Annotated in this window: 14 protein-coding genes; 5 read left to right on the top strand and 9 right to left on the bottom strand. The window is 38.4% G+C overall.

The window, feature by feature from the left end:
• The first annotated feature begins 76 nt into the window (after positions 1–76).
• Complete coding sequence (locus ACPDG9_RS04185) at positions 77–2,458, top strand: hypothetical protein (protein WP_430526507.1); 2,382 nt, start codon at positions 77–79, stop codon at positions 2,456–2,458.
• Here ACPDG9_RS04185 and ACPDG9_RS04180 read toward each other — a convergent pair.
• Entirely contained in the window at positions 2,439–3,596 is a 1,158-nt protein-coding gene (locus tag ACPDG9_RS04180) for a Pycsar system effector family protein (RefSeq protein ID WP_430526506.1), read from the bottom strand. The genes ACPDG9_RS04185 and ACPDG9_RS04180 overlap by 20 nt on opposite strands.
• A 27-nt stretch (positions 3,597–3,623) precedes the next feature.
• On the opposite strand from ACPDG9_RS04180, the gene ACPDG9_RS04175 reads away from it, so the two are divergent.
• On the top strand, positions 3,624–7,331 hold the full coding sequence (locus ACPDG9_RS04175; RefSeq protein WP_430526505.1) for a metallophosphoesterase: 3,708 nt from the start codon (positions 3,624–3,626) through the stop codon (positions 7,329–7,331).
• On the opposite strand, the gene ACPDG9_RS04170 is transcribed toward ACPDG9_RS04175, so the two are convergent.
• A complete protein-coding gene (locus ACPDG9_RS04170; protein ID WP_430526504.1) occupies positions 7,314–8,195 on the bottom strand; it encodes a hypothetical protein in 882 nt (293 codons plus the stop codon). The two genes, ACPDG9_RS04175 and ACPDG9_RS04170, sit on opposite strands and share 18 nt — an antisense overlap.
• Before the next feature lie 337 nt (positions 8,196–8,532).
• On the opposite strand from ACPDG9_RS04170, the gene lepA reads away from it, so the two are divergent.
• Positions 8,533–10,329 (top strand): translation elongation factor 4, encoded by a 1,797-nt coding sequence (gene lepA / locus ACPDG9_RS04165; protein WP_430526503.1) that lies wholly within the window; start codon positions 8,533–8,535, stop codon positions 10,327–10,329.
• 163 nt (positions 10,330–10,492) lie between these two features.
• A complete protein-coding gene (locus ACPDG9_RS04160; protein ID WP_430526502.1) occupies positions 10,493–10,795 on the top strand; it encodes a hypothetical protein in 303 nt (100 codons plus the stop codon).
• Between the two features lie 291 nt (positions 10,796–11,086).
• On the opposite strand, the gene ACPDG9_RS04155 is transcribed toward ACPDG9_RS04160, so the two are convergent.
• The 7 genes from ACPDG9_RS04155 to ACPDG9_RS04125 form a co-directional block, all read right to left on the bottom strand.
• Positions 11,087–13,822, bottom strand: coding sequence for a M16 family metallopeptidase (locus tag ACPDG9_RS04155; RefSeq protein WP_430526501.1), 2,736 nt, complete (start codon positions 13,820–13,822; stop codon positions 11,087–11,089).
• Between the two features lie 198 nt (positions 13,823–14,020).
• Positions 14,021–14,338 (bottom strand): thioredoxin, encoded by a 318-nt coding sequence (gene trxA / locus ACPDG9_RS04150; RefSeq protein WP_430526500.1) that lies wholly within the window; start codon positions 14,336–14,338, stop codon positions 14,021–14,023.
• Positions 14,339–14,343: 5 nt separating this feature from the next.
• Positions 14,344–15,771: an MBL fold metallo-hydrolase gene (locus tag ACPDG9_RS04145; protein ID WP_430526499.1), complete on the bottom strand. Its 1,428-nt coding sequence runs from the start codon at positions 15,769–15,771 to the stop codon at positions 14,344–14,346.
• Between the two features lie 72 nt (positions 15,772–15,843).
• Complete coding sequence (locus tag ACPDG9_RS04140; protein ID WP_430526498.1) at positions 15,844–16,629, bottom strand: sulfite exporter TauE/SafE family protein; 786 nt, start codon at positions 16,627–16,629, stop codon at positions 15,844–15,846.
• 6 nt (positions 16,630–16,635) lie between these two features.
• Positions 16,636–17,268, bottom strand: a complete 633-nt coding sequence (locus ACPDG9_RS04135; protein ID WP_430526497.1) for a Crp/Fnr family transcriptional regulator — start codon at positions 17,266–17,268, stop codon at positions 16,636–16,638.
• An 83-nt stretch (positions 17,269–17,351) separates the two neighbouring features.
• Positions 17,352–17,765: a DUF6691 family protein gene (locus ACPDG9_RS04130; RefSeq protein ID WP_430526496.1), complete on the bottom strand. Its 414-nt coding sequence runs from the start codon at positions 17,763–17,765 to the stop codon at positions 17,352–17,354.
• A 10-nt stretch (positions 17,766–17,775) separates the two neighbouring features.
• Entirely contained in the window at positions 17,776–18,336 is a 561-nt protein-coding gene (locus ACPDG9_RS04125; protein ID WP_430526549.1) for a YeeE/YedE family protein, read from the bottom strand.
• Between the two features lie 201 nt (positions 18,337–18,537).
• On the opposite strand from ACPDG9_RS04125, the gene ACPDG9_RS04120 reads away from it, so the two are divergent.
• Positions 18,538–18,900, top strand: a complete 363-nt coding sequence (locus ACPDG9_RS04120; protein WP_430526495.1) for a DsrE family protein — start codon at positions 18,538–18,540, stop codon at positions 18,898–18,900.
• Positions 18,901–18,911: the final 11 nt, after the last annotated feature.

The raw sequence follows: 18,911 nt of genomic DNA, 5'->3' as shown, positions 1-18,911 counted from the left end.
AAAGAAGATTATTCCATCGAAAGTGGATTAAAACTGAAGGATTCCGTATCTTTAAGCCTTTATACCCAACTATAGCATGAGATTAAAAGCTTTTGAATTGACGCCTTTCCATATCGAATTCTCCTTTGACAAGCTAAAGGAAGAATTGAAGAAAATTAGCACCGCAGCTTATGGGAATCCCTATAAAAAAGCCTATTATGAAGATTTACTTGCTAGGGCCGATCAACAGTTGATCGTCGAGGAAGAAGTGTTGAATACACAAGAGGGAAATGCACAAGTGGACAATACATACGAGAGTTTGGTTAAAGAATTGTTTGACGTTATCTTCCCCTCTGCTTTATCTGATAATGAGATTAAGGCGGTTTCTATGCCTTTTCAAAATATCATGTTTAATCACACCAAGCGTTTCAAGCAAATTATTGTGGATGCCGGTGGAACTTATACAGGTGAGATTCGAAATTTTAACCAAAATGAATACTACATTGCTTGTTGTTGTATCATCATGAATTTTTACTTTCAAACGAACTTCGATCTCACGCAACCTCTCTTTATTGATTTACCCGATAAACGCGGAATTACGCGTTATTATCGCGTGTTGTATAATGCTGATTTTGTCGAGCTTTCTCCCCGTGAAAATGCGGTGATGCTCACCAAAGAAGATATTGAATTGCTGCAAGATAATTACGATAATTTCGAAATGTGGCAACGTTATTTTCCTCAAAAAAGTTGGAATCTCAGGGGGTTTGGCTTACTGAGCTTGGTTGATGTTACCTTTGAAAACGCACTTTCTCTTTTGAAAGAGAGTTTCTTAAAAACAGAATTGCAACGCAAGCCCTTGGGAGATTTTGTCAATCAGTTGTTCAGTTCCATTTTTAAACTTCCGAATCTAAAAATTGGACTGACTGTTTTACAAGGAGATAAAACCGCACAATCAGAGCTGAAAAATGTCATGATTGTCAATAGTTATTTACTCAATGAAGAACAAAGCGAGATCGTTATCTCTGCCCAAGCCTATCGTCAATTGATGATTCAACAAAAGTATTTTAGTATTTCCGATGTCGAATCAGAAATACGCAAGGAGGAGCATCGGGCCATGTGCGAGAATTTAGCGAGCAAAGGTGTTCGAAGCTGCTTGTTTAGTCCTATTATTACTTCCACAGGGATTGAGGGGATTTTGGAAATTGTATCGAGTAATCCCCGTGATCTGCACAGTGTGAATGCACAGAAGCTAAACGAGTTGATGCCGATTATTTCAGAAACGATGGAACGCGTAAAGTCGGATGCTTTAAATCACATTGAAGCCATTATTCAACGCGAATACACCACCATTCACCCCAGTGTATATTGGAAGTTTTTGGAAGAAGCACAGAAAAACTATATCGACAGTGTGTCGGATAAGAATTATATTTTAACGCCCATCGTATTTCCAGATGTGTTTCCTCTGTATGGAGAAATCGATATTAAGGGCTCAAGCCAATTGAGAAATGACGCTATTCAACACGATTTAATTGCACAACTAGCGCAGTTGTTGGATCTATTTCAAGATTATGCCAAAGAAGGGGATAGTATCTTACTGGAAAAGCATCGCTTAAAATTGCAAGCCTATTACAAACAAGTGAACAATCACTTTTACTCTGGATTAGAACAGCGCATTCAAAGCTATATACGAGAGGAAATTCACCCGATGCTACAGAAGGAAAGCTTTTTCTTTAATCTAGAAAAATTGAATGCGTATTTTGGCTATGTTGACTATGAACTCGATGTGTATTATCGTTACCGAAAGGTATTTGACAAGCAAATTGGCCGAATCAATAAGTGCTATTCCGATATTTTAGACAAACGTCAAAAACAAGTACAGGAAGTCTATCCACATTATTATGAGCGATTTAAAACAGACGGAGTAGAACACAACATCTATATTGGAGATTCTATCTGCCCAGACCGAGCCTTTGATATTACGTATCTACACAATTTGAGGTTGTGGCAATTGCAAGTGATGGCAGAGCAAATGTGCATCCACTACCGCAATAATATACAAGACAGCATACCCATGGATGCTACCTCGTTAATTCTTGTTTACGACGCCTCTTTGAGTATTCAATTTCGAATGGATGAAAAGCGATTTGATATTGATGGGTCTTACAATACGCGCTATGAAATCATCAAGAAGCGCTTGGATAAAGCCATGATTCAAAACTCTGAAGAACGAATTGTTCAGCCTAAGAGTATAGCTATTGTATTTGCCTCCCATGCCGATCGCGATGAGTATACAGGATACATCAAGTATTTGCAATCCCTAGGGGTGTTGCAATCAGCTATTCAAGCTTTTGACGTAGAAGATTTACAAGGGGTTTCAGGCTTAATCGGCCTTCGCGTTTTGGTGAATCTAGACTATGACCTTGAACAGCTGGATTATCCTCAGTTAATGGTGAATTTTCTTAGAAACCAATACCTCTAAAAGCTAAAACAAAGGCCACAACAGAAGTTAAAATACCAATGGTGAAAATGGTGTACGTCATGCGCAATAAAGTGTATTTGCGGTTTAATACTTTCCCTAAATAGTATAAATCTGTGGTTAATGCTTCGTATATATTCTCTTCCTTTCGAATTAAATTGCGCAAGGTTTTGTAGTATTGGTCTAAGGGCATTTTGTGAAAAGAACCAAAGAACAATAAATTTACGGTGTGGTTATCTAATTCTTCTTGTGAAAAAGTGCCTGCCGTAACTTTCGGCCTTGTTGACATAATGGCAAAAATAATAGTAGCCACACTGAAAAAAATAAGAATAAACGTCGGTACAATTAAGTGAGCGTTTGAAGGGCTGTCTAGTTTAGGAATTAACGTAGACAAGCAAATCGAGATAATGATCGCATTAACGGAGAGCAAAATATTGGCTTTTCGATCCGCAATAGCACTGAGTTGCGTGTGGTTGCGCAACGTCGTTCGAAATAAAGTGTCAATCGACCTGAAATATTCTTTTTTATTTGATTTATTCTTTTTCTTACTGTCTTTTTCAATGCGATCGCGTATAGCAAAAATGTTTTTTTGCTTTTTCGGTTGCCACTGTTGACGCGCATAGTCTGTGTAGAAACGGTGTTTATAAAGTAAAAAGGCTAAGTTTTGCTGATTCCATTCCTCCTTGGTAAAGGTAAATTGACAAGTCACCGTAAACTCTTCACACAATAAATTGCTCACTTCAATGAAATCGGCATCAGCTAGATGAGCAAAATCGGCATCTTTGATAATGCATTCTAAAAGATTCGTTGGTTCGTGATCTAATTTAGTGGCTAAGATTAAGTTGGTGATAGACTGAATATCTTCAGGCGCAAACGCTTGTTCTTTTAAGTAGTTTTCCGCAATTGCAGCGCCGTGTTTTTCGTGATCCTCACAGGATTTAGTATAGCCAATATCGTGAAACCAAGCCGCTAGTTTTAAGAGTAGCGCTTCTTTTTCGCTTACTTCAATTTTTTGCAATAATTCCTCTAAACCATTCACTACACGTGTAGTGTGGTTAAAATTATGGTAGGTATATTGATGTGATAATGTATCTTTGTATAGTTGAAAGATATAGGCTTCAACCTTTTGTAAAATAGTCATAGCAACCCTCTTTTGATGTCTAAAAATATGAAATTATTCAGTCAAAAACCCGATAATCGAGTTAAAATTAAGCCACTGGCTTATTTTGTGCTTTTAATCTTCACGTATTCTTGTGCAACATGGAGTCCTCAACAAAGAGAACAACATAGCTCACATGCAGCAGTAGAACGCAAGAACAACGACAAAATTGTGCATACTTATTATTTTACGGGTGGTTTGTTGGCTGCAAATTCGACAGAAGAACAAGCGCATCTTGAGGAATTGACACAAGTGTTTAAAAAAGCAGATCAAACATCAACTTTAGTTTTGTTAGGTGATAATATACAAAAAAAACAGCTGAAAAACAAAGAGGATAGGCAGCTGAACACTGCTGTGAGTTGGGCCAAACAGTTTCCAGGAGAAACAGTTTTTATCAATGGAGAAACGGAATGGAAAAAAGGATACGAGGGAATTAAAGATATCTCCAAGTACTTAACGGCTAATTTGGAGGATAAAAAAGCACTTTTGCCGCGAAAAGTCTGTGGCTTTGAGCGGTTGAAAATAAACGATCAAACGGTGTTGATTGTTGTGGATAGTCAATGGTATTTAGAGAATTGGGACTTACAGCCCAATATGAATGAAGACTGTGATATCAAGACAAGAGATGATTTTTTTGACGAATTAAGAGGGGAAATCAATAAAAATCAGAATCGAATTGTCGTGTTGGCTCTTCATCATCCCGTGTACAGTACTGGAAATCACGGGGGGTATTTTTCTTTACAAGATCATTTGTATCCCTTCGAAGCGAAGGTCCCTTTGCCCGTGATCGGATCGTTGATTAATTATACACGTTCAGTTTCTGGGATTCAAACACAAGACTTGCAAAGTAAGAAGTATAATGCGTTGAATAAGCGCCTTCAAACGATGGCTCAAATGTATGAAAATGTGGTGTTTGTGTCAGGACATGAGCGCAATTTACAATACCATGAAAAAGACGGCGTGAAACAAATTGTCAGTGGGGCCTTGGGAAATTTATCACCGGCAAGGGCGATTGAACAAGGTAGTTTTTCCGCCGGACAATTGGGCTATGCTACTCTCGCTATTGCAGAAGATAAAAGTGCCGTACTGGGATTTTATACCTTTCAAAATGGGGCGTATCAACGCGCTTGGCAACAGCAAGTTTTTCAACCTGAAGCAGCGTCAATTCACGCGTTTGGGGCACCCGCTATGGATTCAATACACGCTAGTGTGTACCCAAAAGAATGGACAAAAAAAAGCGGGTTTTATCGCTTTCTTTGGGGAGAACACTATCGTTCAACCTATGCGCAACCCATTGCAGTTGCAGTTGCAAACCTCGATACGGTAAAAGGGGGATTAACACCGTTGATTTCAGGGGGTGGAAACCAATCTTTGTCGCTGCGTTTGCAAGATAAAAGGGGTACGCAATATGTGATGCGCGGCGTGCGAAAAAGTGTATCTCGCTTTTTACAAACCGCTGTTTTTCGCGATAATTACGTCATGGAATCGTTCGACGATACTTGGGCGGAAAGGTTTATCTATGATTTTTATACCACAGCTCATCCCTATACCCCGTTTATTATTGGTGATCTATCGAAGAAGGTAGGTATTTATCACACCAATCCAGAGCTATACTACATTCCTAAACAGCAAGCCCTTGGCGCATTTAATGACAAATATGGAGATGAACTGTATATGATTGAAGAACGCCCGAGTGAAGGTCATGAAGAGGAAAGTTTTGGAAATGCAACTAAAATTATCAGTACAACAGACGTAATCGCCAATTTGAGAAAGGATGAAAAATATGCCGTAGATGAACAAATGTACTTACGTGCGCGTATTTTTGATCTGTTAATCGGCGACTGGGACAGGCACGGGGATCAATGGAGATGGTCTGAATTTAAAGAAGGGGATAAGGTAATCTATCGTCCAGTTCCCCGCGATCGCGATCAAGCGTTTGCGAAAATTGACGGGGCTCTACTTTCTTTGATTAAAAAGCTACCCATGTTGCGCCACATGCAAAATTATACCGAGGATTTTGCAAATCCTCGTTGGATCAATCACACGGCATTTCCCTTGGATCAATATCTGTTGAAATCCACAACGGAAGAAGATTGGATTGCACAAGCGACATCAGTTGTAGGTGATTTAGATGATGAAAGCATCGATCAAATTTTTGCCAAGCTTCCAAAAGAAATTCAAGGAGAAGATGTAGAGCACATCAAATACGTATTGAAAGCGCGCAAAAAGAAAATAGTAGATTTTGTGCCTCAGTATTACCGCGAGTTAAGGAAGTATGTCGTGCTATCTGGTACGGATAAAAAAGATGTTTTTAAACTTCTTAGAAATGACGATGGCTCGGTAGAGCTAACTCAACTACGAGATAAAAAAGCAGGACAAGAAACGGTTTTTGAAAAAACGTATGATCCTCGCGAGACCAAAGAGATTTGGATTTATGGATTAAATGATGAAGATACGTTTATCGTGGAAGGAAGTAAGAAGGCGAAGATTAAATTGCGTCTGATTGGAGGGAAAAACAAAGATACTTTTCAGCTAGATCAACCCAAGCATGTGGTGGTTTACGATTATGCAGATAAGCAGAATGAATTGATAGAAGGAAGTAAAAAAGCGAAGCATTACTTTACTAATCACTACGATTTAAATAACTTCAACTATGAGAAATTACCGTTAACGGTGAATATGTTGTTGCCCAATGTAGGGTATAATCCGGAAGATGGCGTAAAACTAGGGTTTTTATATTCTTCAAAACGCCTAAAGTTTGTACAAGATCCTTATGCTGCTCAACACACGTTAAAGGGGTTTTATTCTTTTAATACCCAAGGAGTAGAAGCGGAATATGCAGGTCATTTCCCCAATGCAACAAACAACTGGGGGTTCACTTTGAACGCTAGAGCAACAAGCCCGAATTTTGCAGTGAACTACTACGGAATTGGAAATGAAACTCATTATTTCGACAAAGAAATGGGAGATGAATATAAAAGAGTGCGAATTGAAAGCTATACTGTAGCACCAGGGTATAAATTTGATGGAAAAAACGGAGATTCATTTGAAGTAAATGTAGAGTACAAAGCGATGAAAGTACAGGATAAAGCGAATCGCTTTATCACGAGTAGTTCCAATTTGGTGGATCAAAAAGTGTTTGATTTTCAACAATACGCCACGCTTCAAGCAACGTATGATTTTCAGCAATACAACAATACCGCTAATCCATCCAAAGGTTTTGCTTTTCATGCTACAATGGGATGGAGAACCAACCTAGGAGATAGCAAGCAAAATTTCCCTTTCTTAGATGCGAAAGTGAGTTTTGCTCATTATTTAGAGCGAAGTGAACGTTTAATTCTTGCTACAAATTTTACCTACCAAACGAGATTTAACTCGAATTACGACTTTTATCACGGATCAACAATTGGTGGGAATACCAATTTAAGAGGATTTAGACCCGAGCGTTTTACGGGAAAAACATCGTTTGTTCAAACGACTGATTTGCGCTTTAATGCAGGAGAATTTACCGCAGGATTCATCCCGATGTCTTATGGGGTATATGCCGGATTTGACTACGGACGTGTGTGGACACCACAAGAAAGCTCTTCCAAATGGCATAATGCCTATGGAGCTGGTTTATGGGTAAATGCCATTGAGCAAGCTACCCTGCATTGTTCTTATTTTTACAGCAAAGACGGAGGTCGATTTGTCTTTGGTTTAGGATTTGGGTTTTAATTGGTTGAGGTCTACTTTGTAGATTTTACCCCCTGATTTCTTCTTTACTTCATCTGCAATATAAAGCGTGCTGTCATCTCCAAAGGTGACAGCTTCTTTTTGTGTGTCATGATGTAGTTTGTGCTCCTCAATTTTACCATCTAAAATAGCATTGGGATTGAAGTTGTCTATGATCCATAATTTAGTGTGAGACAATAAGACAAACGTCTTTTGATCTGGACTAATTGCAGCTCCTGTTATCGCACAGTGTTTGTAAACATTACAGCCTCTAAAGGTTTGCACGTATTCCGCTTGATGATGCCCTGCCTTGTTTGGGATTTTATAGACTAAAGACGTTCCGTCAAAAGCTTTACTTCGGTTCTTTGTGAAAAGATAAAAGTAATCGTCATAGTAAAAAAAGGCCTCCGCATCATAGAAAAGCTTAGTGGATTTCGGAGGGAATTCACTTTGTTCTGGATAATCAAAGGTGATGGCATAATCCACTTCTGCCTCTGTCGCGCTGAGCTGATCTTTGTTAATTTTGAGGATTTGTAAGTTTCTACGCGTGTTTTTGTTATTGCCAAAATCACCAATATATAAATTGCCAGCAGGATCTGAAGCTAATTCTTCCCAATCATTGTTTATTTGGTCTTTTACTTTTAAGGTGTGCATCACTTGACCCAATGAATCTAATTGATAGAGCTCGCTTTTGTTGCCACTGTCTTGTAGTACCCAAAAAGAATGGGATTCGGCGTCGAAAGACATACCGGAAACCTCTTTTAAATAGGGCGGAAGTGTCGCGTAATCTTGAACAAGATCACTCTTTTGACTACAGCTTGTTAAGGAGGAAAAAACCAACAAAAAAACGGGGAAATACTTTTTCATAATCACATAAATTTTGAACCCTAAAGTACGGAAAATCTTTGTAGTAAACGAAAACACCTGGAGTAATCTTACCGCAAGCGAGCGGTATTTATTATTTTTATAAGCGCATTCCTCTTTCATAAGAAGTAGAAAAAGAAAAAAATCAATTATTTTCTACAGATTAAAAGTGAATATCTCGTCTAAAAATTCAAACTTTAAAGTATATTTGCAAAATATAGGCGTATTGTTTGTAATTAAAATAAAACGAAAGTCTTACAACTTAGATCACGGGGATAAGAAGTCCTATTTCTTCTGACTTTTTTACTTTATTGATCTTATAATAATGGATATAACCAAGATGAAGAACATTAGAAACTTTTGTATTATTGCTCACATTGACCATGGAAAGAGTACGTTAGCAGATCGTTTGTTAGATGCTACGCAAACGGTGAGTGCACGTGAGCAACAAAATCAGCTTTTGGATAGTATGGATTTGGAACGTGAGAGAGGGATTACAATTAAATCTCATGCGATCCAGATGGAGTATGAATACAAAGGCGAGAAATATATATTAAACTTAATTGACACACCAGGACACGTAGATTTCTCTTACGAAGTTTCTAGATCTATTGCCGCATGTGAAGGTGCGTTGTTGATTGTTGATGCTGCACAGAGTATTCAAGCGCAAACAATCTCAAACCTTTATTTAGCTTTAGAGAATGATTTGACAATTATTCCTGTTTTAAATAAAATTGACTTGCCAAGTGCTAACCCAGAAGAGGTAAGCGATGACATTGTTGATCTATTGGGTTGTGATTACGAAGAAATTATTCCTGCTTCTGGTAAAACAGGGCTAGGAGTAGAAGAAATATTATCAGCGATTATTGAAAGAGTACCAGCGCCAAAAGGAAATGTAGAAGAGCCGTTACAGGCCCTTATCTTTGACTCTGTATACAATCCGTTTAGAGGAATTGAAGTAATTTTCCGTGTAATCAATGGAAAAATTACAAAAGGACAGAAGATTAAATTTATGGCTACTGGTAAAGAGTACTTCGCGGATGAAATTGGTACTTTAAAGTTGAATCAAGTACCGAAACAAGTGATCTCAAGTGGAGACGTAGGCTACTTAATCTCGGGTATTAAAGAAGCAAGAGAAGTAAAAGTTGGGGATACGATTACAGATGCTAAAGTGCCTACACAAAATATGATTGAAGGATTCGAAAACGTAAAACCAATGGTATTTGCTGGTATTTATCCTGTAGATACAGAAGATTACGAAGAATTGCGTAACTCGATGGAGAAATTGCAGTTAAACGATGCTTCTTTGGTATTTGCTGCGGAGAGTTCGGCTGCTTTAGGATTTGGTTTCCGTTGTGGGTTCTTGGGAATGTTGCACATGGAGATTATTCAAGAGCGCTTAGAACGCGAGTTTAACATGACGGTAATTACAACCGTTCCCAACGTGTCTTACTTAGCGTATACCAAGAAAGATCCGGAAACGCCAATTGTGGTTAACAACCCTTCGGACTTACCTGAACCTTCAAAATTAGAACGCGTAGAAGAACCGTATATCAAAGCAACGATCATTACAAAAGCGGATTTCGTGGGACCAGTAATGAGTTTGTGTATAGAAAAACGCGGAATTATTACCAATCAAACGTACTTAACGGAAGACCGTGTAGAATTGATGTTTGACATGCCTTTGGCTGAGATTGTATTCGATTTCTACGATCGCTTAAAAACAGTATCTAAAGGATATGCTTCGTTTGATTATTCGCCAATTGGAATGCGTACGTCGAACTTAGTAAAAGTAGACGTGATGTTGAACGCAAACGTAGTAGATGCCTTGTCGGCACTAATGCACGCTGATAACGCTTACCATATTGGGAAGAAAATGTGTGAGAAATTGAAAGAATTGATCCCACGTCAACAGTTTGATATTCCAATTCAGGCTGCTATCGGAGTAAAAGTAATTGCCCGTGAAACGGTAAAAGCCTTGCGTAAAGACGTTACAGCAAAATGTTACGGAGGGGATATCTCTCGTAAACGTAAATTATTGGAAAAACAAAAAGCAGGAAAGAAACGCATGCGTCAAGTAGGAAACGTAGAGATTCCACAAGAGGCGTTTATGGCTGTATTAAAATTAAATGACTAAGGCGAATTCGCCGCAAGATAAAAGACTATCTCAACTTGAGATAGTCTTTTTTTTTGTTTAAAAAGAAGTATTAAGCACCAAAGAACAACCTCTTTGGCCAGAAGCACCACAGAACTATGTTTTTAAGGGTAAAACATACGTTTTAAGAGCAGAAGGCAAACAAATGGATACTTATCTTTATGTGGATGATTCAGGGCGGGAAAAGGCCTTTAAATTATTTGAGGACTATAAATTATATTTGAGTGTGGATGGCGGTGATGAGCAATTGGTGTTAGATATCCCCCATTTCAATGATACGTTTGTAAAAGTACTGTTTGTGGGCGATTTAGATGGAGATGGAAATTTGGACTTTATTTTTGATACTTCTGAGCATTACGAACAAAAGCAAATCGAAGTGTACTTGTCAAAAGGAGCGAAACACCTTCTTTATTTGGCTGGAAGGACAAGTGTAGATTTTAGTTGTTAAACAATACTGTAGGAGGGAGGATTCGCAACTCTAGTGGTACCGTTCGATGGGGATTAGAGTACTCTTGTTCGGGGTGTATCCATAGTGAGTCCATGGTGAGTCCATAGTGAGTCCATTAAAACTAAGTTTTCAATAGAGGCACTATGGACTCACACTGGAGGTATTGCTGAGGCATCCAAAAGGAAACCTATATGTACCTTGACTATAGCTTTTAGATTCTGCTATTTCAAGATGGAACAAGACGTAAAAAAAAGAGGGTGTCACCTTTTGGGACACCCTCTTTTAGTACGTCTATTTTGTTTTAAAATCACCCACGTAAATGGTGGTGAATTTCGAAGGTTGCAAGTATTTATTAATTGCAGCATTCACTTGTTTTACGGTTAGTTTCTCAATATCAGCATTTAACTTGTCGAAATCGCTGAATGGAATGTCGAATGTCAAATATAAATTTGACAAGGAAAGCAAGTAGTTATCATTGCCAAGCGCTGCTTGTCTACTGCTCTTCCAACTTATTTTATTTGCTTTTAGCTCTTCTTCTGTAATTCCATCGGCAACTAGTTTTGTAAACTCCTCCTTGATCGCAGTTTCGACTTCTCCTTGCTTTGTTGGATTTAAGAAGGCGAAAATCATCCAACTTGCAGTGTTGCTTTTCGGATTATTCGGTACAGTTAAATTCGTACCTGCTCCATAGCTAATTCCTTCTTTTTCACGTAGTCTTTGTGGAATACGAGCCGTCATAAATCCACCACCCATGACTTCGTTTGCAAGCGTTAAGGCAGCATAATCCGGGTTTGATTTATTCATTTGGAAATTTAATTGTCCAACAGCTGCAGCATTCTCTTTGTCTGGTGTAAGGGTAATTTCCTTTCCTTTTTTGGTTTCAAAGAAAGTAGGATACGCTCTTTCAAAGGGGGCGTTGTTGTTCCAATCTCCTAAAACATGCTCCAATAATCCTTTGGCTTCTTCTTGGTTTTCCATACCTAAGACCGTTGCAACTCCATTGTTGGAACCAAAGAATTTTGCGTAGAACTCTTTGATGTCTTGTGTGGTAACAGCTTTTGCTCCATCAATATCTTCTTGTGTAGAAGAAGCATAAAAAATACTGCCCTTCTCTTCGTTTGAGGTCGCTTGTGCTAGTTTAGTAAAAGCAAGTTGTTCCGGATCATTTAAAGTACCCTCCAAATAGGTAATGTGTTCTAATTTTAATTTAGTCAATTCACTTTCAGGAAATACAGGATTCTTCAATACATCGTTTAAAATATCCATGGTTTCTTTGATTGTATTGCGATAAGAAGAAACTGAAATTAAAATGTGTTGACCTGAGAAACGAATACTAAGGCTTGATTTTAATTGATCCAATTGGTCCTGGATTTCTTGTTTTGATCTTGTTGTTGTCCCGGTGGTCAACAAATTAGCAGTAAAACTTCCAATGTATTGTTTGTGGAGTAAATCTTTTTGGTTTCCAACTGGAATTTGTGCAAAAATAGTGACTTTTTCTCCTTTTAGATCTTTGTCAATAATGCCGTATTTCATTCCATTGCTCAATTGACCAGTGGTATAGTTCTGCTCTAAGTTGGCAATCGTTGGTGCAAAAGCTCTAATATCGTGAGACGTTTCTTTTCCTTTGTACTCTTTTACTAAATGCTCAATATCAGAATTTAAGAATTCATCTGGTTTTACGCGAACTTCATCTTTGGTTGGAATAAATAAACCAATGGTTCTGTTGTTGTCTTTAAAGTATCTATTCGCTACGCGTTTGATATCTTCTACCGTTAGGTTTTCAATGTTATCACGGTGTAAGAAAGCTAAACGATAGTCGCCAGAGCCGATGATTTCAGTTAAGTTAATCGCCGTTTCAATGGTGTTGTTTTGAAGAGCCTCGATATCTTTAAGCAAACTTGTCTTTGCGCGATCTAAGTCTGCTTGCGTATATTGAATGTCGGCAATTTTTGCTACTTCGGTTTTAATGTCGGTTAACGTAGTTAATTGATCCTTGTCATTTGGCACGTCAAAGTTAAACAACATAAAACTAGCATCTCGTACAGTAGGACTATAAGCCCAAAGCGAAGAGACTTTTTGTGTTTCAACTAGCGCTTGGTGTAAATACCCCGATGGATCGTTGTTTAAAATATACTCTAGTGCTTCTAAAGCGGCGAAATCTTTATCCGCATAAGAAGCAGTATGGTATAACATTTGAATGTGTTTGCTATCTCCACTGCGCTTTACTTCAATGTATTTTTCACCATCTTGAGCCGGTTCTACCGTTAAGATTTCATCTAATATACGTGTTGGTCTTGGAATTACAGCAAAGTATTGCTCGATATACTCGATTGCTTTTTGTTCTTCAAATTTTCCAGCTACCACTAGTACAGCATTGTCTGGTTGGTAGTATTTTTCGTAAAAGCGTCTAAGTTGAGGTGTTTTTACGCGCTCAATATCTTCTTTAGATCCAATAGTACTCAAGCCGTAGTTGTGCCATAAGTAGGCCGTATTCGCCGTGCGTTCCAGTAATACACTAGTTGGATCATTTTCTCCAATCTCAAACTCATTGCGTACGACGGAGAACTCCTTGTCTAAGTCCTCTTGAAGAATGGTGGCATTGACCATGCGATCGGCCTCCATTTCTAAAGCCCAGGCTAAATTCTCGTCTGTAGCAGGGAAAATCTCATAGTAATTCGTTCTATCGTAATACGTTGTTCCATTTGCTGCACCTCCTTTATCCGAAAGCATTTTTTTGATGTCTCCTAAGTTTTTAGTGCTCTTAAAAAGCATGTGCTCTAATAAGTGAGCCATCCCTTTTTCTCCGTACCCTTCGTGCTTAGAACCCACTTTGTAAACAATGTTTACCACTACGTTGTTTTGGGAAGCATCTGGAAGTAATAAAACTTGAAGTCCATTGCTGAGTTTGTATTCTTTAATGTCTTCAACTTGGGTAACAAAAGTCGCTTTGCTTTTCTGTTGTGCGATTGTAAAATTGGTGAAACCAATCGCACTCGCCAGTACAAGGGTGTAAAAAATTCTTTTCATCTAGATTGATTGTGATGTGTTATCATTAGCTATAGCTAAGTCTCCTGTTGGAGATTTAATTCTATAAGAGATAGGTCGCTATTTTTTATAATTGTTACCGATGTAGCGTTGTAAATATGTTAAAAAACGTACAAAAAAAAGCACTTCGTTTAGGCGAAGTGCTTCGTTTGCTTTTTCATCAGACAAGAAATAGCGTGCTTAATACTTGTCTTTAAACTGATCAAATTGATACAGCAACGTTTGTTTATCTGTATATCCCGACTGTTTCCACAAGAGCTTTCCTTGTCTAAACAACATCAAGGTAGGAACACCTCTCATGTTGTATTGTGTACTGTATTGTGCGGTTATCGCTTGATTTTTATCCACGTCAATTTTGATAATAGTAATCGCCTCTTTTAAAGTTGCTTTTACTTCTTCCAAAACTGGGGCTTGCATTTGACAAGGTCCACACCAGGTAGCGAAAAAGTCGACCAATACAAATTGATCTGATTGAATTAACGCTTCAAACTTTGTCATGTCTTTTATTTTAAATTAGAAGAACAGGTAGAAGTACAGCTGTTGTCTTCTAATGCAATTCCCGTGTTTTTGATTGCTCCAAATCCACCAATAACGTCAATCATGTTGTGATATCCTCTAGCCTTCAAAATAGAAGCAGCAATGAGCGAACGATATCCACCTGCACAGTGAATATAGAAGTTTCCTGTTGTAGGGAATGTTGCTAAATGATCATTTAAGAAATCTAGTGGGGTGTGATTTAGATTTTTGTATTGAATGTGTGAAGCATTGAATTCTCCTTGTTTTCTCACGTCAAAAATGGTGATATCTTCAGTATTCATCGCTGTTTCTAACTCACTAGCTGTTACTTGTTGGATGGTGTCATATTCTTTACCTGCGTTTTTCCATGCGTCAAACCCACCTGCTAAGTAGCCAAGTGAATTGTCATACCCTACTCTAGATAAGCGGATGATACATTCTTGTTCACGACCTTCCGGAGCGATAATCAAGATGGGTTGTTGGATATCTGTAATTAGCGCACCTACCCAAGGAGCAAATTGCCCATCCAAACCAATGAATATAGATCCCGGAATATGGCCTTGGGCAAAGTCAGCTGCTGCACGAACATCGAGTAGTAAAGCACCAGATTCTTCTGCTAACACTTCGAAATCATTGGGCTGTAGGGCTTGGTTTTTTTGAATGATATTTTCTACGTTGTCGTACCCTTCTTTATTGAGCTTTACGTTTAATGGGAAATAAGCAGGAGGAGGAAGTAAGCCATCTGTTACTTCTTTGACAAATTCAGCTTCCGTCATATCTGCACGTAAAGCGTAATTGGTTTGTTTTTGATCTCCTAAGGTTCCAACGGTTTCTTTACTCAAGTTTTTTCCACAAGCAGATCCCGCGCCGTGTGCTGGATACACAATAACATCATCCGCTAATGGCATGATTTTATCGCGTAAACTGTGGTATAAAGTAGCGGCTAATTGTTCTTGCGTTAAGCTAGCTGCTTTTTGTGCTAAATCAGGACGACCTACATCGCCTAAAAATAAAGTATCACCAGTGAAAATAGCGTGATCTTTGCCGTTTTCATCCTTTAATAAATAGGTTGTACTCTCCATCGTATGACCTGGAGTATGCAAGGCCGTAATGGTGATATTTCCCAATTGAAACACTTCGTTATCTTGAGCAATATGTGCTTTAAATGTCGGGTTGGCATTTGGACCATATACAATAGGTGCGCCCGTTTTTTCTGCTAACGTTACGTGTCCACTAACGAAATCCGCATGAAAATGCGTTTCGAAAATGTACTTAATCTTCGCTTGATCCTTATCTGCTTTGTCCACGTACTGTTGTACTTCGCGTAAAGGGTCGATAATAGCAACTTCTCCATTGCTCTCTATATAGTAAGCACCTTGTGCTAAACATCCCGTATAAATTTGTTCTATCTTCATAAGTCTTGTTTATTTTATTGATTAGTAAAAGTAAGAAGATGTTTTGACTTGTGCTGTAACTTAGGTTACAAACTAAAAAAACACTTCTTTGCTGAATATGTATAAGGCCATGAGGAGTACAAAATAACCAAAGCCTTTTTTTAAGTTGTTGTCTGGGATATAACGCGTAAGGAATATGCCCAAGAAGATCCCAGCGACCGAAATGGCGCTAAAGGTTAACAGTAGATTCCAGTCAATCAAGGGGTTGTTTAGGTCACCTAAAAAACCGACGAGCGATTGGATCGCCACGATAAACAAGGAGGTCGCCACGGCTTCCTTCATGTTGCTGTTGGCAAATAAGACCAAGGCGGGAATGATTAAAAAACCACCACCTGCACCTACGGTACCCGCTACAATACCGATCAAAACGCCTTGGAGAATTAATCTACTTTGTTGCGGTTCATGCTGATGGGGTGTAATGGTTTTGGGGCGAATCATCTTCACGGAAGAGGCGAACATTACTAGGGCAAAAAGGACCATAAGGACTACATTCTTCGAAAGAGAAATAGATCCAAGGTTGAAGGTGTCAGGCACTAAAGGCAATACAAAAGCGCGCATTGCATATACCGCTAGTAGCGATGGAATTCCAAAGAGCAAGACTAGTTTGTAATTTACTTTGCGCTTGATTGCGTTTTGTATTCCGCCTACTAGGGCTGTTGATCCTACGATAAAAAGAGAGTAGGCCGTTGCCAAAAAAGGTTCTATTTTTAGGATATAGACCAAAATAGGAACCGTTAGTATAGATCCTCCACTGCCAACTAAGCCCAGTGAAATTCCCACTAAAAGTGCTAGACTATACCCGATAATTTCTACCTCCATAAGCCATTAGTTTTTGAGCAATTCAATGTATTTTCTGTTGAGGCGAATGATGCCTTGATTTTCTAAGGTTTTTAAAATACGAGAGATCACGACTCTCGACGTATTGAGTTCTTCAGCGAGTTCTTGGTGGGTGTTGTGGATGAATTTGCTGTTGTATATTTTAGCTTTATCTTGCAATAATTTACACAAACGCTCTTCCATATTCATAAAAGCCAAGCTGTCAATAGCAGATAACATCTCGTTCATTCTGTTGTTGTAGCTATTCAATACAAAATTGCGCCAACTCTTATAGCGAACAAGCCAATCGTCCATTTTACCAACGGGAACTAAGATTACACTTCCATCTTTCTCGGCAATAGAGCGCACTTGGCTCTTTGTTTCACCCAAACAGCAAGTTAAGGTCATTGCGCAAGTATCACCTTCTTCGATGTAATACAGTACAATCTCTCCCTCTTTTTGGTCTTCGCGAATAATTTTAATCGCTCCAGCTAATAAAAGAGGAATTTTTTTGATGTATTCGCCGATTTCCATTAGGCGCTCACCTTCTGTAAAGTCTTTAATTGTAGAGACTTCAATGATTTCATCTAGCAATTTTGCTTCAAAAAGATTTCGATATTTCTCTTTAATAATATGTCCCATACTAACGTATCTAGTTGTTTGGAATTAAAGATAGTCTAAATGCTTTTATGTATCAAAAAATGAAGCAGAACTACGCTTTTTTTTTAATGGGGCAACCATTTTTTTATCAGTCCATAGCACCAAGTACCTAACAATGCGCCGATAATGGCAATGATAATCGGATAAAAACCCGCGCCAAGCAAGGCGAACATCGGACCAGGGCAAGCGCCACCTAGAGCCCATCCCAGACCAAAAAATGTACCGCCAATTAAGTAACGGGGAATACTTTTTTCTTTTGGAGTGAAAACAATGGGATTACCTGAAAAATCGTTGCTGTTTTTTTTCTTGATATAGAGTGTAGCAAGTACAGCAAGTGTTAGCGCAGTTCCCATGATTCCATACATGTGGAAGCTGTCAAAGTGAAACATTTCATAAATTCTAAACCAAGAGGCTGCACCTGACTTGAACATGCCAATGCCAAATAACATACCGACCAATAAATAAGCTAATTTTTTCATAGTGTTTCAATTAAAATAGGAAGGGAAAAATAAGGTGTACCATGATTAATCCACCAATAAAAAAACCGATAACGGCGATGAGTGAGGGTAATTGAAAGTTACTCAACCCAGTGATGGCATGTCCAGAAGTACATCCACCTGCATATCTCGATCCAAAACCAACAAAAAAACCGGCAAGAAGGAGTAAAACAATGGTTTTGAAAGAAGAAAAAGCCTCTCCACCGAAGAGTTCTGTGGGAACATAAGCCTGACCAGCACTCTCAATACCTAAGTCACGTAATTTCTGAATGGTAGATTCTCCCAAAGGGATGGCTGCTCCCTCTATACTTAAAAAGTGATAGGCAATAAATCCGCCAAGTATTGTTCCTACTAGGAAGAGCAAGTTCCACGTTTGGGCTTTCCAATTGAAACAGAAAAAATCACAGGTTTTTCCTGCGCCCATCATCGAACACATCGTTCGTAAATTGGAAGAAAAACCAAAAGTTTTCCCCATGAAAAGGAGTAATACTAATGTTGTAGCGATAAAAATACCACCAATATACCAAGGCCAAGGTTCGTAAATCCAGTGCATCATACTAAGTCTATTAATTTATATGAAACAAATATCTCCCTTATTTTATAGCTGTACAGTAACTTTTGATACATTAAAGGATAATTCTAGAAAATAGGGGTATAAATGTTATAAAAAACAAAGGAAAGTATCGGATAATGAAAAAGGATTTAGTAGCTTTATAATTAATCAACAAAAAACAAAAACTAAACGAGTACAATTATGAATACAGGAAAGAAACATAGAGTTGTTTTTCAGATGAATACAGAAAATATCAATGAGCAAAACGCATTAATGACCTATGTAACGAATGTGCGCAACCACTGGGGCGAAGATGTTGAAATCCATGTAGTAGTTCATGGACCCGCAATCGGTATGGTGCGAAAAACAAAAACAATGGTGGGCGATGCCCTAAAACAAGCGATGCAAAAAGGAGTTCAGTTCTTTGCTTGCGAAAATACAATTCGCGTGAGAAAAATAGACAAAGCTGATATTTTTGAGCATGTTGCATACGTTCCATCAGGCTTAATAGCAATTATAGAAAAACAAGAAGAAGGTTGGGCTTATATTAAATGTAATTTATAGCGATCAAAAGA

Origin of the sequence: Myroides sp. C6-3 (assembly GCF_050522425.1) — a bacterium.
GTDB lineage: Bacteria > Bacteroidota > Bacteroidia > Flavobacteriales > Flavobacteriaceae > Flavobacterium.
Note: the sequence above shows the minus strand (reverse complement) of the source record. Positions and strands in the feature narration are given on the sequence as shown.

Coding starts and splice junctions, on each gene's coding strand:
- ACPDG9_RS04185 (WP_430526507.1), top strand. CDS start 77: ATGAGATTAAAAGCTTTTGAATTGACGCCTTTCCATATCGAATTCTCC.
- ACPDG9_RS04180 (WP_430526506.1), bottom strand. CDS start 3,596: ATGACTATTTTACAAAAGGTTGAAGCCTATATCTTTCAACTATACAAA.
- ACPDG9_RS04175 (WP_430526505.1), top strand. CDS start 3,624: ATGAAATTATTCAGTCAAAAACCCGATAATCGAGTTAAAATTAAGCCA.
- ACPDG9_RS04170 (WP_430526504.1), bottom strand. CDS start 8,195: ATGAAAAAGTATTTCCCCGTTTTTTTGTTGGTTTTTTCCTCCTTAACA.
- lepA (WP_430526503.1), top strand. CDS start 8,533: ATGAAGAACATTAGAAACTTTTGTATTATTGCTCACATTGACCATGGA.
- ACPDG9_RS04160 (WP_430526502.1), top strand. CDS start 10,493: ATGGATACTTATCTTTATGTGGATGATTCAGGGCGGGAAAAGGCCTTT.
- ACPDG9_RS04155 (WP_430526501.1), bottom strand. CDS start 13,822: ATGAAAAGAATTTTTTACACCCTTGTACTGGCGAGTGCGATTGGTTTC.
- trxA (WP_430526500.1), bottom strand. CDS start 14,338: ATGACAAAGTTTGAAGCGTTAATTCAATCAGATCAATTTGTATTGGTC.
- ACPDG9_RS04145 (WP_430526499.1), bottom strand. CDS start 15,771: ATGAAGATAGAACAAATTTATACGGGATGTTTAGCACAAGGTGCTTAC.
- ACPDG9_RS04140 (WP_430526498.1), bottom strand. CDS start 16,629: ATGGAGGTAGAAATTATCGGGTATAGTCTAGCACTTTTAGTGGGAATT.
- ACPDG9_RS04135 (WP_430526497.1), bottom strand. CDS start 17,268: ATGGGACATATTATTAAAGAGAAATATCGAAATCTTTTTGAAGCAAAA.
- ACPDG9_RS04130 (WP_430526496.1), bottom strand. CDS start 17,765: ATGAAAAAATTAGCTTATTTATTGGTCGGTATGTTATTTGGCATTGGC.
- ACPDG9_RS04125 (WP_430526549.1), bottom strand. CDS start 18,336: ATGCACTGGATTTACGAACCTTGGCCTTGGTATATTGGTGGTATTTTT.
- ACPDG9_RS04120 (WP_430526495.1), top strand. CDS start 18,538: ATGAATACAGGAAAGAAACATAGAGTTGTTTTTCAGATGAATACAGAA.